Source organism: Streptomyces candidus, from assembly GCF_014207445.1.
Taxonomy (GTDB): domain Bacteria; phylum Actinomycetota; class Actinomycetes; order Streptomycetales; family Streptomycetaceae; genus Streptomyces; species Streptomyces candidus.
Genome location: NZ_JACHEM010000012.1, coordinates 241301 through 255001 on the forward strand (window position 1 = coordinate 241301; position 13701 = coordinate 255001).

Annotated in this window: 11 protein-coding genes; 7 read left to right on the plus strand and 4 right to left on the minus strand. The window is 73.3% G+C overall.

Annotation, left to right across the window (positions count from 1 at the left end; all coding sequences use genetic code 11):
• Positions 1–499 precede the first annotated feature (499 nt).
• Positions 500–991 (plus strand): DUF2243 domain-containing protein, encoded by a 492-nt coding sequence (locus HNQ79_RS23095; RefSeq protein WP_229923267.1) that lies wholly within the window; start codon positions 500–502, stop codon positions 989–991.
• The gene (locus tag HNQ79_RS23100; protein WP_185034083.1) at positions 988–1809 is read left to right on the plus strand and encodes a cytochrome c oxidase assembly protein; all 822 of its coding nucleotides are present in this window, start codon (positions 988–990) and stop codon (positions 1807–1809) included. Before HNQ79_RS23095 ends, HNQ79_RS23100 begins: the two co-directional genes overlap by 4 nt.
• 85 nt (positions 1810–1894) lie before the next feature.
• On the opposite strand, the gene HNQ79_RS23105 is transcribed toward HNQ79_RS23100, so the two are convergent.
• Both HNQ79_RS23105 and HNQ79_RS23110 read right to left on the minus strand, forming a co-directional pair.
• Complete coding sequence (locus tag HNQ79_RS23105) at positions 1895–2560, minus strand: response regulator (protein ID WP_229923266.1); 666 nt, start codon at positions 2558–2560, stop codon at positions 1895–1897.
• The gene (locus HNQ79_RS23110) at positions 2542–3750 is read right to left on the minus strand and encodes a sensor histidine kinase (RefSeq protein WP_185034085.1); all 1209 of its coding nucleotides are present in this window, start codon (positions 3748–3750) and stop codon (positions 2542–2544) included. Before HNQ79_RS23110 ends, HNQ79_RS23105 begins: the two co-directional genes overlap by 19 nt.
• A gap of 150 nt (positions 3751–3900) precedes the next feature.
• Between HNQ79_RS23110 and HNQ79_RS23115 the strand changes: the two genes are divergently transcribed.
• The 3 genes from HNQ79_RS23115 (at position 3901) to HNQ79_RS23125 (ending at position 8014) form a co-directional block, all read left to right on the plus strand.
• Positions 3901–4461, plus strand: a complete 561-nt coding sequence (locus HNQ79_RS23115; RefSeq protein ID WP_185034086.1) for a VanZ family protein — start codon at positions 3901–3903, stop codon at positions 4459–4461.
• A 174-nt stretch (positions 4462–4635) separates the two neighbouring features.
• Entirely contained in the window at positions 4636–6153 is a 1518-nt protein-coding gene (locus tag HNQ79_RS23120) for an ABC transporter substrate-binding protein (protein ID WP_185034088.1), read from the plus strand.
• Positions 6154–6166: 13 nt separating this feature from the next.
• Positions 6167–8014, plus strand: coding sequence for an ABC transporter permease subunit (locus HNQ79_RS23125; RefSeq protein WP_185034090.1), 1848 nt, complete (start codon positions 6167–6169; stop codon positions 8012–8014).
• A 214-nt stretch (positions 8015–8228) separates the two neighbouring features.
• On the opposite strand, the gene HNQ79_RS23130 is transcribed toward HNQ79_RS23125, so the two are convergent.
• Positions 8229–10334, minus strand: a complete 2106-nt coding sequence (locus HNQ79_RS23130) for a pectinesterase family protein (RefSeq protein ID WP_185034092.1) — start codon at positions 10332–10334, stop codon at positions 8229–8231.
• Positions 10335–10461: 127 nt separating this feature from the next.
• Here HNQ79_RS23130 and HNQ79_RS23135 point away from each other — a divergent pair, with 127 nt between their 5' ends.
• Together HNQ79_RS23135 and HNQ79_RS23140 are read left to right on the plus strand one after the other, a co-directional pair.
• Positions 10462–10992, plus strand: a complete 531-nt coding sequence (locus tag HNQ79_RS23135; protein WP_185034093.1) for a cytidine deaminase family protein — start codon at positions 10462–10464, stop codon at positions 10990–10992.
• A gap of 80 nt (positions 10993–11072) precedes the next feature.
• The gene (locus HNQ79_RS23140) at positions 11073–11945 is read left to right on the plus strand and encodes a sulfurtransferase (RefSeq protein WP_185034199.1); all 873 of its coding nucleotides are present in this window, start codon (positions 11073–11075) and stop codon (positions 11943–11945) included.
• 488 nt (positions 11946–12433) lie between these two features.
• Here the strand turns inward: HNQ79_RS23140 and HNQ79_RS23145 are convergent, their stop codons facing one another.
• Positions 12434–13429, minus strand: coding sequence for a PRC and DUF2382 domain-containing protein (locus tag HNQ79_RS23145; RefSeq protein WP_185034095.1), 996 nt, complete (start codon positions 13427–13429; stop codon positions 12434–12436).
• Positions 13430–13701 lie beyond the last annotated feature (272 nt).

Genomic DNA, 13701 nt, shown 5'->3' on the forward strand with positions numbered 1-13701 from the left:
TGACCCGTGAAACGTGTTCCACGCACGATCGGGCGTCCTCGGCTGGGGGACGGCGGACGCGCGGTCGGTCTCGGCCCCTTCGTTCTCCTCGGCGCCTTCGTTCTCCTCGGCGCCTTCGTTCTCCTTGGCTCCTTCGCGGTTCTTCGGCTCCCGCGCGGGTCGCACCGCACACTCCAAGGGTTCCGGCCTGGGAGCGTCCGGAGAACCACGCCTCTCACTGTCTCTCGCTTCGGGGGTGGGTGCACTCCGGAACGGGGCGGTCCGGCGTACGGGCAGGCGGTGACGCTGGGGGTGCGGCACGGGGACATCTCGCAGGGCCGCCGCTCGTGGGTCCGAGCGCCCGGCGGTGGCCCGGATCGTCGGTGTGACCCGCCTGCTGTCGCTCCCGCAGGGCGTGCGTGGCGCACACGGCCGAATGCCCGCGTCTCCCGGGCTCACCCGCGTGCGGAGCGGGTAGCCGTAGTGCTGGTCGGCGTCCGCACACCGGGAAGGCAGTCTCATGAACGGATCGGTCCACCAGCAGCCCCTCGCCCCGGATCCGCCCCAGCCGCGCAGGTCCATGGTGGTGTGCGCGGTGCTCGGGGTGGCGTTCATGGCCGCTGTCGACGAGATCGTCTTCCACCAGATCCTCGGGTGGCACCACTTCTACGACCGCTCCACCAGCCGGGTGGGGCTGCTGTCGGACGGTTTGCTGCACACGGCGGAAGTGCTGGGACTGGTCGCCGGGTTCTTTCTCTTCGCGGATCTTCGCCGTCGGCGCGCCTTGGCGGCGGACCACGCGTGGGCCGGGTTCTTCCTGGGGCTCGGCGGCTTCCAGCTCTTCGACGGGGTCGTCGATCACAAGCTGCTGCGGCTGCACCAGATCCGGTACGGCGTGGATGTCACTCCGTACGACTGGGGGTGGAATCTGGCCGGCGTGCTGCTGCTCGTGATCGGTGCGGTGCTGGCTGTGCGTGCGGCCCGCCGTGCCCGGGGCGCGACGGCGTCGTGAGGTTCGCCCATGCGCATCCCGGCGCGGCGGCGGATCCCGGGCTGTGGGGCTGGTCGTCCTCGGTGGGTGCACTGCTGGCTGTCACCGCCTACGTACTGGCCTCGGGGCGGCTGCGGCGCAGGGGGGACGACTGGTCCCGGTGGCGGGTGGTGTCCTTCGGGGCCGGTGGTGCCGGTGTTGCCTGGGCCGGGGTGGGGCCGCTGCCCGGCGGGCCGTTCACCGCGCACATGTCCGGGCATCTGATCGTGGGCATGGCGGCTCCGCTGCTGCTCGTCCTGGCCCGCCCCCTCACCCTGACCCTGCGCGTCCTGCCGCCCTGTGCGGCCCGGTGGCGTCTGCTGGCCCTCGCGCACTCCCGGCCCGTCCGGCTGCTGACGTTCCCTCCGCTCGCGGCGCTGCTCGACGTCGGAGGGCTGTGGCTGCTGTACCGCACGGAGCTGTACGAGGCGACCCAACACCACCCGCTGCTGCATGCCGCGGTGCACACGCACGTCCTGGCGGCCGGGCTGCTGTTCACGTTCGCTGTCTGCCAGGTCGACCCCGTGCGGCGGCGTTGGCCGCTGTCGCTGCGCGCGGCGACCCTGCTGGCCGCCGGCGTCGCGCACGCCGTGCTCGCCAAGTCGCTCTACGCGGCACCGCCGCCCGGTACCTCCCTCGTCGCCGGCGATCTGCACGTCGGCGCCCAAGTGATGTACTACGGGGGCGACTTGGTGGAAGCCGCGATCGGGACCGCACTTGCCGCCGCCTGGTACCGGGCGACCGGGCGCGCCTGGACGCGCCGGCGTCTCCGGTCCGCGGCCCCGGTCCTCGAAGGGTGACGGCGGGTCGTCGGCGTGGGCCCGGCCGTCGGAGGGGGACGGCCCGGGCCCGGCACGCGACGGCCGCGCGGAGGAACCGCAGGTCTCAGGTTTCGGGTCCCACCAGGCCGTTGCGCCAGGCCCAGGCCGCGATCTCCACGCGGTTCCTGGCGCCGAGCTTGGACTGCACGTTGGTGAGGTGCGTCTTCACGGTGCCCACGGTGATGGTGAGGGCGGCGGCGATCTCGGCGTTCGTCAGACCCCCGGCCAGCAGGACGACGACTTCCCGCTCGCGCGGGGAGAGCCGGGTGGCGGGCTCCGGCCTGGCGGAGACGGTACGGAACCTGCGCAGGAGCCGCACGGTGATCGACGGACTGACCAGGGAATCCCCGGCGGCCGCGGCACGGACCGCTTCCACCAGCAGCCGTGGGCCGGAGTCCTTGAGGATGAATCCGACGGCCCCCGCTTCCACCGCGCGGACCAGGTAGTCCTCGTCGTCGAAGGTGGTCACCATCACGACCTGCGGTCGGTGCGCGGCGTGGGGCCGGGTCAGATGGCGCAGCGCGTCCAGGCCGTCCAGGCGCGGCATCCGGATGTCCATGAGCACGACGTCCGGCCGGTGCGTTTCCACCATCTCCAGGGCCCGGAGGCCGTCCTGGGCGTGGGCGACGACGTCGATGTCGTCCTCGACGGACAGGATCATGGCCATGCCGGTGCGGACGATCTCCTGGTCGTCGGCGAGCAGCACCCGGATCACCGGCCGTCCCTCCACGCGCTCTCCAAGGGGATACGGGCGTTCACGCGCCAGTGTCCGCTGCCGTCGGGACCGGCCCGCAGGTCGCCGCCCTCGGCGGCGACGCGTTCCCCGAGTCCGACGAGACCGTATCCGCCCGGCGTCGGGGCGCCCGCACCGGACCGGTCGTTGACGACGTCCAGTTCGGCGGCCCCGGGAAGGGCCCGGAGCGTCACGGACACCTGCCGGGAGTCCGGAGCGTGCTTGCGCACGTTCGTCAGCGACTCCATGGCGACCCGGTGCACGGCCGTCATCGCCGCGGTCGGCAGCCGGTCGACGGGCCCCTCCTCGTCGAGCCGGGCGCGACCGCCGCCGGGCAGCGCGAAGGCCGCCACGAGCGTACGGAGTTGCTCCACCCCGCACGCCGGTACCGGCTCGCCCTCCGTACGCAGCCCGCCCACCATGTAGCGCAGGGTCCGGAGGGCCTCCGAGGCGGCCCGTTCGATCTGGCCCAGCGCCGGCACCGTCGCCTCCGGCCTGGACGCCGCGACCACTTGGGCCCCCTGGGCCTGCACGACGATGCCCGTCACGTGGTGCGCGACGAAATCGTGCAGGTCGCGGGCGAAGGTGAGCCGCTGCTCCAGCCGTACCTGTTCGGCGTGGCGTCGGCGGTCGGCCGCCGCCAGCCGGGCCGTGAGCGCCCCGGTCAGTCCGGCGCAGACGGTGAGCGTGCAGAGCAGCGTCAGGACGAGGCTGTTCTCGGTCGCTTCCACGGCCACCGGGCGCAGGACGACGGCCAGGAACAGCAGGAGGCACGCCCCCGCGGCGGGCCGGGCCGCGCCGTACCGGGCCGTGGCGACCAGCACCACGACGAGCGCGGCGATCTCGAACAGGGTGTAGGCGTCGGCGCGCGCCACCGCCGTCTCCGGCCGGCCGGCCACGGCGCGCATCCACGCACTGCACCCGAGGGACGCCGCCCCCGCCACCGCACCGGCCACCGCCACGGCCCGGGGATCGCCGCGCCACCGGCGCACCGCCCACACCACGGCCGCCGGGAGGAGTCCGGCCATCGACAGGAGGGTCTGGGGGCCGATGGCGGAGCGGTGGACGCCGGTGCGGTGATCGGCGGCCAGCGCCAGCACCAGAACGGCCCCGACCGGGACCGCGCCGAGGCGCAGCAGGACGCGGCGCGCCCGCGCGGAGCCTCTGGCGAAGTGCGGGAAGTACATACCGGCAGCGTACGTAGCGCCTGCCCGGAGGCCCTCTGCCGAAAGTCGTAGCGGTCCGGGCCGGCTCCGTCCTTCGGCAGATCCCCGGCGGTACGGGCGCGGACGAGGATCGGAGGCGACGATCCGCCAGCGAGCCCCAGGGGGCGCCCCGTGAACTTCCAGATCCAGATTCCCGCCACCGCCGTGCTGGGACCCGCACTCGCCGTCTTCGCCCTGGTCGCGCTGGCCCGCCGTCGGCGCGAGGTCCCCGGCTGGCGGGGCGGCCCGCTCGTGCTGCGCCTCACCACCGCGCTCTACGCGGCGGCGGTCGCCTCGCTCACCGTCTTTCCTCTGTGGATCTACGGCGGGGACTACCGCAACGAGGCGGCGTGGATCGGCCAGATCCAGCCCGTCCCGTTGCTCATGGCGGACCTCTCCATGATCCCCAACATCATCATGTTCCTGCCGCTGGGCTTTCTGCTGCCACTGCTGCTCCCCCGCCTCGACCGCGGCCGTACCGTGCTGGCCTGCGCTCTCGTCGGCCTCGGGATCGAGGTGTTTCAGCTGCTCCAGTACCTCGTCTTCGCCAACGGGCGCTCCGTCGACGTCAACGACCTGATCGCCAACACGCTCGGGGGCCTCGCCGGGTACGCGGTCCTGCGGGCGGCGCAGCGCACGGCCACCGCGCGGGCCGCGCTGGAGAGGGTGACCTTTTCGCCGCGGGCCGTCTGACCGCTCGGGGCAGCGCGGGCGTGTTCGGTTGCCGTACGGAAGTGGTTGAGAATTCACGCACCCGCCGACGGTTCGGTAAGGCTTGCCTTATATGCTGGCGCGACCTTCTGGCCCTTCCGGTTCGCCGGGCGGGCCAGAGGCGTCCCTGGAGCCGTACGAAGGACACCCCCCACCATGCGCACCCCCCACCGAGGTCTGATCGCGGTACTCGCGCTCGCGCCTCTGCTCACCGGCTGTTTCGCGGCGAGCGACAGCGACAGCGACTCCGGTTCGGCTACGGGCGGTGCGAAGCGGCTGCGGGTCGCGCTCGCCGTCCCTCCCGTACAGGCACTCTCGCCGTACAGCAACGACGCCACCGTCCTCAGCAAGCTGGCCGTCGCCGAAGGGCTGACCCGGCTCGGCAAGGACGGCAACGCGCAGGCCGCCCTCGCGACGTCCTGGAAGCAGGTCGACGCGAAGACGTGGACCTTCGAGCTGCGGAAGGCGTCGTTCCAGAACGGCGCCCAGGTGACCGCTGCGGCCGTGGTCAACACCCTGGACCACGCCGGCAAGGCGGCGGCCAGGCCCCGGGTGCTGAGCGACGTCACGCTGGACGCCAAGGCCGACGACGCCGACACCGTACGGATCACCACCAGCACGCCGGACCCCGTCCTGCCCCTGCGCCTCGCCAGCCCCGCGCTCGGCATCCTCTCCGCCGAGGCATACGCGAAGGACGGCACCGTCAGCCCGGTCGGAACGGGGACGGGCCCCTTCCGGATCACCCGGCTGACCGGCAGGACGAAGGCCACGCTCGACCGATTCGACGGGTACTGGGGCGGCAGGGCCAAGACCCCCGGCGTGGACGTGTCGTGGATCGCCGACGGCACCGCCCGCACCCACGCGCTGCGCGGCGGCGAGGTCGACGTCGCCGAGTGGATACCGACCTCGCAGGCCGGGCTCCTGCCCGAGGGCACCCGGCACGAGGTGCCCTCCGTACGGACAGACAGCCTCGTCCTGAACACCGGCGGCGGCGTCTTCGCCGACGCCGCGATGCGAGGCGCCGCACGTCAGGCGGTGGACGGATCGGTCCTCGTCGACTCCGTGTTCGGCGGATACGCCGACGCGCCCCAGGGACTGTTCGGACCGGGCGTCGGCTGGGCCGCCGGGGCCCGCGAGAAGGTCACCGGACGGGCGCGGGCCGCGACCGCCGACCAGGTGAAGGCCACGGGCAGGACGGTGCGGCTCGCGACGTACACCAACCGCGGCGAGCTGCCCGAGGTCGCGAGCGTCGTGCAGCAGCAGCTGGAGAAGGCCGGGTTCGAGGTCCGGCAGGACGTCCGCGAGTACACGCAGATGGAGAGCGACCTGCTCGCCGGGAAGTACGACGCCCTCGTCTTCTCCCGCGTCACCCTCCTCGACACCGGCGACGCCGTGTCGTACCTCGCCAGCGACTACACCAGCAAGGGCGTCTACAACATCGCCCGGCTCAAGGACCCCGCGGTGGACAAGGCGATCACCGCCGCCGCGCAGGAGGGCGGCACCGAGGAGCGGCGGAAGAGGATCATGGCCGCCGAGGCGGAGATCCTGCGCACCGACGCCGTGCTGCCGCTGGTGCACGAGAAGGTCGTGCAGGGCATCGGCAGGCAGGTCACCGGGGTGCTGCTCGATCCGCGGGAGCGCTCGCTGATCGACCTCGACACACGTCTGAAGTAGCGGACAACGGGAAATGAGGGTCGACGTCTCCACCTCGCGGGCCGCCACGCGGGACGCCGCCGCGACCGTCCCGTCACCCGCCCGCCGTCGCGCGTCCGCGTGGCGCGCCGGGATCGGAACCGGTGCCGCGGCCCTGGCCGGACGGGTGGCGGCAGGGGCCGCGCTGCTGGTCACGGTCGCGCTGCTGCCCTGGCTCTCGCGCAGCGATCCCGCGCTGACCGTCCTGCGCACCCGTTCCGCCGAGCAGAACCCGACCCCCGGGGCGCTCGCGGCCGTACGGGATGAACTCGGCCTCGACGACGGCCCCTTCACGCTCCTCGGACGGTGGCTCGGCGGGCTGCTGCGCGGGGATGCGGGGACCTCCTGGGTGTCCGGGGAGCCGGTGCTGCCCGACCTGGTGCCGGCGCTCGGGGTCTCGCTCACGCTGGTGGCCGGGGCGCTGGTGGTGACCGTCGTGGTCGCCGCACTCGTGAGCGCGCGTACGGTCTTCCTCGGCTCGCATCGGCGTCTGCACCGCGCACGGGCGGGGACCGGCGCGGCCGTGCTCGCCGCGCTGCCGAAGTTCCTGCTGGCGTCCGTGCTCGCCACGGTGTTCGGGGTGTGGCTCGGCTGGTTCCCGACGAGCGGCTGGGTGGGGCCCGCGTCGATGGTGCTGCCCGCGCTGGCGCTCGGGGTGCCGTCCGGCGCCATGATCGGCGGGCTGCTGGACCAGGCCCTGCCCGCCGCCTTCCACGAGCCGTGGGCGCGCACCTGGTACGCCGTCGGCTTTCCGCCGGGCCACGCCGTACGGCACGCGCTGCGCCGTACCGTGCCCGGTGTGCTGCCCCAGCTCCTGCCCACGGTCGTCGCCCTCGTCGGCGGGGCAGTCTCCGTGGAGATGATCTTCAACGTGCCGGGGGTGGGCAGGCTGGTGCTTGGCGCCGCCCTCGCCCAGGACCTGCCGGTGCTCCAGGCGGGAACGCTGACGCTCGTTCTGCTGGGCGGCGCCGCCGGACTCGGCCTGCGGTCCCTGCGTCGGCGGATGCTGGGGCCCGCGCTGCGCGAAGGGGCGCTGCCCACCCTGCACCGCCCGCCGATGCCCGTGCCGGGGGCGCTGCGGTACGTCGCCGCGGCGTGCGCCCTCGCCCTGGTGACGTTGTGCGTGGCGGGGCTGCTGCGCGATCCGCTGCACGTGGACACGGCGGCCCGGCTGCTCCCGCCGTCCACGGCACACCCGTTGGGGACGGACTCGCTGGGTCGCGACCTGCTGGCCAGGCTCGGACACGGGGCGCTGCGCACGACGGGCGTCGCCCTGGCGGTGACCGCCGTCAGCGTGCTGGTGGGCGTGTTGCTCGGCATGGTGCCGAAGGTGAGCGCCGGGCTGACGGAGGTCGTCTCGACGCTGCCCGCCGTACTGGCGGGGCTGCTGGTCACCGGGCTCACCGGGCCGTCCGTGCTGGGGGCGGCGCTCGCGGTGTGCGTGGTGGGCTGGAGTCCGTACGCCGCCCAGACCTCGGCGCTCCTCCAGCAGGAACGGGCCGCCGGGCACGTCACGGCGTCGGTCGCGCTCGGGGGCGGTCGCGTGCACGTGCTGCGCCGCCATCTGCTGCCCTCGCTCGTGCCGCCGGTGCTGCGCAACGCGCTGTTGCGACTGCCGACGGCCGTGCTGGTGCTGGCGTCCCTGGGCTTCCTGGGGCTGGGCGCGCAGGCGCCCTCGCCGGAGTGGGGACGCCTGCTGTCGGAGAACCAGGCTTACGTGGAGCTGGCGCCGTGGACGGTGTTGGGGCCGGCGGCGGCGCTGGTGGTATTGGCGGTGCTGGCGGTTGCGGGCGCCGGGATTGTCCAGGGAGGGGTTCGGGGGCGGGGGCGTTCGGGGCGGTAGGGGGCGCAGGAGTGGCGGGGCGTACGGCGGAGGGCGGGGCGTAGGGCGGGGAGGTGCATGCACCTCCGGTGAGGGCCGCCCCTTGCCCACCCGTGCCGCCCCTTGGGCGGCCCTCCGCCCAAGGGGCGGGGGCGGGAGGGGAAAGCGTGCCCCTCTGCCCAAGAGGCGGGGGCGGAACCCCGGCCCTTGGTCCGAGGGGCGGGTCGTGCGGGGGTCAGGAGGGGGTGGGAGTCCAGTTGTTGAGCCAGGTCCTGGCGGTCTGGGCGGCGGCTTGGGCGTCCGACAGGTGGGGGCGGTCCGCGGTGGCGGGGCCCGCGCCGGGGCCCGTGTTCGCGTACTCGGCGAAACGGTCCTTCTTCCAGGAGAAGCCGCTCATGTCCGTCCACGGGGCCGGCTTGATCGCGTCGCTGAGCCTGGTGTTGCGGATGGTGGCCTGCGGGCGGAGGGCGGCGTCGCCGCCGGCGTGCCAGGGGCGGCCGAGGTGGAAGCTGCGGGGCGCGACGTCGCCGTTGATCGCGGAGTGGGTGATGAGGAAGCCGTTGCGGTTCGCGGCAGTGCTCGGGGCGGTGACGTAGCCCGCGGAGGTGCCGTTCCAGCGCTTCTTGACGGTGATGACCGAGTGGGTGATCACGGCCGTGGCCCGGCCGAAGACGAAGTCGACGTTGCCGGTGATGTACGAGTTGCTGACGTGGACGCGGCCCAGTTTGTCCTTGCCCGCGGTGTCGAGGAGGAGCGTGTCCTGGTCGCCCTCGGCGATGATCCCGTCGAGGACGATCCGGTCGGCGGCGGTGCGCAGGGCGACGGCCTGCTGGTTCGGGACGTGCTGGTTGCGGGCCTCGTCGAAATCGTTGGAGACGGTGAGGTTGCGCAGTTGGGAGTCGTCGGACTCGACGGCGACGGTGGCGCTGCCCCCGGTGCCGTACGGGCCGGAACCGTCCGGCTTGGGCGTGCCCGCGGCGTTGTTGTAGACGATCACCGTGTCCTTGCGGCTGCTGCCGGTACCCCGCAGGGTGACGTGCGGCTTGTTCGCGGGGATCTTCACCAGCTCGCGGTACGTGCCGGGCTTGACGGCGATCTCCACGCGGGACGTGTTGTTCACGGGGACCGCGTCGACGGCCTTCTGCACGGTGGAGAACTGGCCGGAGCCGTCCTTGGCGACGGTGAGCGTGCGGGTGGCGGCGAGGGGAGCGGCCGGGGCGGGACCGGTCGTACCCGTCCAGGCGCGCGGTCCCGTACCGGACTTGAGGAGGGCGGGGACTGCGGAGGCGCTGTCCAGGGTGTACGCGTAGAACTTGCGGGGGTCGAAGGCGGGGGCGCTGCCGCCGCTCTCGTTGCGGCCGGTGGTCCGCGCGAAGGCGTTGCCACGCTGGGTGACGGTGGCCGTGGCGTCGCGGGTGACGGGGTTGTGCACGCCCTCGAAGTAGGAGTTCTCCAGGACCATGTTCGTCCTGCCGCGCGCGTAGTTGCCGTACGCGGAGGTGATGGGGGTGCCCGGGAGGTCCTGGAGGAAGTTGTTGTAGAGGTGCGCGCGGGCGACGTTGTCCGTGGAGGGGTTGCGCTGTCCGGTCTCGCGGAACCAGTTGTGGTGAATGGTGAGCTGGGCGGTGGCGTTGGGGGTCCAGCCGATACCGAAGGTCTTGTTGTTGTCGCTCAGCCTGTTCCAGGACACCGTGATGTACGTGCTGTCCTTGCGCAGGTCGATCAGCCCGTCCGCCATGCGGCGCAGATCGTTGTGGTCGATCCAGACGTGGTGGGCGCCGTCCACCTGGACGGCGTCGAAGTCCCGGTCCTTCTCGTTCCAGGTGCCCCGGTAGGAGTCCCGGATCGTGAGGTTCCGGATGATGACGTTGTGGACGCCCTTCCCCAGGAAGAAGCCACCGCCGACGAGGTGACCGGAGGTTCCCGCGCCCACGATCGTCTTGTCCGAGGCGACCTTGATCTCCTTGCCGACCGGGTTCACCCGGATCGTTGCCGCGACGACGATGACGTACGGCTCGGGGGCGGTCGCGTACCGCTCCAGCTCGGCGAGGGTGCGGACGGTCACGGTCCTGCCGTCGCGGCCGCCGTACGTGCCGTTCTGGCCGAGGGCGTCGACGGAGGCGAAGCCGTCGGCGGAGGCCCTGGCCCAGGCGGTGTTCGCGGCGGGCGCCTTGGGCGCGGGGGCGTCGGCGGCGGAGGCGTGCGGCCGGGCGGTCTCGCCGAAGAGGCCGAAGGCGCCTCCGTACGTCATGGCCCCCGCAGCGGCCAGGGCGAGGGGGACGCCCACGACCAGGGCCGTCCTGCGGCGGCGGTGCCGGGGCTTGCTTCTGTACTCGGTCATGGGGGTCCGTTCCGGCTGGGGATGGGGAGCGGGGACGGTCCTGTTCCGGTGGATCCGGCGTCCCGGTCCCTCTGTTGCCGCCGGGGGGAGAAAAGGTTGCCCGTACCGCCTGCGTAACCTGCGGCACATGGAAACCTCGATGCGCGAACTGGACGCCGACGAACGGGAACTGGTGGCCTACGCCCGGCAGATCGTCGACTCGAACGGAGACGGCGAGGCCGGTCTCCACACCATGGGGGCCGCCGTGCGCGGGGCCGACGGGCGGATGTACGGCGGCATCAACGTCTACCACTACACCGGCGGCCCCTGCGCCGAGCTGGTCGCCCTGGGCCACGCGCGGGCGTCGGGGGCACGCGAACTGGTGACGATCGTCGCGGTCGGCGACGGCGGCCGCGGCCCGGTGGGACCGTGCGGACGCGACCGGCAGGTACTGCTCGACCTCCACCCCGGGATCCGCGTCGTCCTGCCGACGACGAAGGGCGTACGGAGCGTCCGCGTCGAGGAGTTGCTGCCGCACGGCGCGCGGTGGACACCGGAGGACGGGACGGGCGCGGTGCTGGACCCTGAGGACGGGGCGGGCGCGGTGCTGGACCCTGAGGACGGGGCGGGCGCGGTGCTGGACCTTGAGGCCGGGACGGGCCGGAGGGGCGGGGAATGAACCCGGGTGCGGACGCGGGCGCGGATGCCGGTACCGGAGTGAGGGCCGGGGCGGGGGTCGCGGGGGCCGAGAACGATCTGATGGACGGGACCGGGGCTGGGCTGCCGGGGCCGCTGGTCGGGGTGGAGTGGCTGGCGGAACGCCTCGGGGCCCCGGGGCTCGTGGTGCTGGACGCGTCCGTGGGGAGGCACCGGCTGAAGGGCCCGTGGATACCCGAAGCGCGGGTCTTCGACATCGACGGGGAGATGTCGCAGCAGGGAGAGGCCCACCCACCGCACACCATGCTCGCGGCCGGGCAGTTCGCGGCCCGCGTACGAGCTCTGGGGATGGACAGCGGCGACCGTGTCGTCGTCTACGACGCCGCGGGGATCTACTCCAGCGCTCGTGCGTGGTGGATGCTGCGGGCGATGGGCTTCGAAGAGGTCGCCGTTCTGAACGGGGGTCTGCCCGCGTGGCGTGCCGCGGGGCTGCCGGTGAAGGACTCCTACCGTCAAGGGCCCTTCCCGGACGGGAACTTCGCGGCCCAGCGGACGCCCGGGGCGTTCGTCGGGGGCGACGAGGTGCGGGAGGCGCTCGACGACCCGGAGACGGTCGTACTGGATGCGCGCAGCAGGGGCCGGTTCGACGGCACGGAACCGGAGCCCCGGGCCGGGGTGCGCGGCGGGCACATGCCGGGCTCGGTGAACCTGCCTTTCGCGCACCTGCAGGACGCGGCGGGCCGGATGCGGAGCGCATCGGAACTACGGGACATGTTCGCGCAGGTCGCGGGCGGCACGGAGAGGCTGGTGGTCAGCTGCGGGTCCGGCGTGACGGCCTGCGTGCTGGCACTCGGGGCGCGGCTGGCGGGGTACGGGGGTGCGGTGGCCGTGTACGACGGGTCGTGGAGCGAGTGGGGCGCGGAGGGGTCGGGACGCGGGGTTGCGGGGGCGGGGGCGGCGGACCTGCGGGATTGAGGCGGGGGCGGGCCGGATCGTGCCGGGCGTGTGACGCGAGGGAGAGGCCGGACATGGTGCGGCGGGGAGAGGCCGGGCATGGTGCGGCGGGGAGAGGCCGGGCATGGTGCGGCGGGGAGCCCGGGAACCCTGAGGCGGGGACGCGGGGCCCAGGACACAGAGCCACGCGTCGGGGGCCGCGAACGCCGAGCCGCGGAGGACCGGGGGACACGGGCCGCCGGAAACCGGGCCGCGGGAGGGGGCCCGGAAAAACGGGCGTGCGCCGATTCGGGCGGGGGTCGCTCGAATCGGCGCACGGTGCGCGGCCGCGGGGCGCAGGGTGTCACCCGCTCGCGGATCGCCTCTCGCCGTTCCGCCCGACGTCACCGTCCCGCGCCATGACCTCTCCGTCTCGCGCGACGTCGGCGCCCCGGAGGGCGTCGGCGTCCCGTGTCGCTTCGGTGGCAGGGGGGCGGTGGCCGGCGGGGTCAGCGCATGCGGTCGGTCGGTCAGCGCATGCGGGGGTCGTCGCGGTAGCCCTCGCGGGTGTTCGCGTGCTTGGCGTGGATCCCGTCGTCGAACTCGATCTCCTCCTTGCGGACCTGCCCGGAGACCTCCTGCTGCTCGGTGACCTTGTAGACCTCCAGGCGGACGCGTTCCACCGGGACGGTCTCCTTGCGCATCACCGCCCGCTCCTCGTGGAGGATGACCTCGACCTTCTCCTCGCCGATGTCGGCGTGGGTGCGGCCCATGCGGCGTTCCTCCTCGGTGATCGGGACCCGGGTGACGCGCACCTCCTCGTGGCTGACCTCGACGGACTTCGTGACGTCCTCGGTCACCACCCGCTTGCGGAGCTCGGCGCGACCGCTCTCGTGCTCCTCGGTCGCGATGTCCAGCCGCTCCTCGGAGAGCAGGATCTCCTCCATCTGTTCCTTGCCCCCGGCGGCATGACGGCCACGGCCCAGGTCCGGGTCGCCGCTGCGGGTCGGCGCGCCCGCGCCGGCCATCTCACGGGCGGAGGTGCCCGTTCCGGCGAACGAGCGGGCGGAGATGTCGGAGTGGCCGGAGTCGGACCGCGTACGGCCGGACGCCGCCATGCCCGTACCGGCGGCTCCCGCCGCGTGCCGGCCCGTGGAGGTGAAGCCGTTCGACGCGGCACGGCCGTGGTCGCCGGGGCCGGTCAGGCCGTAGTGCCGGTAGAGGGTGCCCTCTTCGGAGCGGTCGAGGTGGCCGTCGACGTCGATGCGCGGCGCGTCCTTGATCAGGTCCTTGCTGTGCGGGACCCGCAGTCCGTTGTCGGTGCGGGTGGCGCCGGCCAGCGGGACGAAGGTCTCCTTCGTCCCGAACAGGCCGGTCCGTACCGTGACCCACTCCGGGTCTCCGGTGGAGTCGTCGCGGTAGACCTTCTGGACGGCTCCGACCTTGTTGCCCTCGGCGTCGACGACATTGGCGCCGTCCAGGTCCTCGGGGGTGAACGTGCTCAGGTGGGGGTGGGGAGAGGTCATGGGGGTCTCGTCTCCTTCCGTTTTGCGCAGCACCGATCGAATGCGGCGCTTTGCGCATGTCTCCAGTGCGCGCGCCCGCCGCACGGCCCGCGACCGCAGTGATCGTTCTGTCGCGTCCCCCGGGGCCCGCATCCGTCGCGTACACGGCCTGTAGCAGGCGGAATACAGTCGGAAGGGTAGATTCCGCCTGCCTACCCCGATCGGGTGAACCCGCCAGGGGGCGCGGTCTTGCCCCATACCGTCACCAGCAGTCACCGTGCCGTCCGCACGCT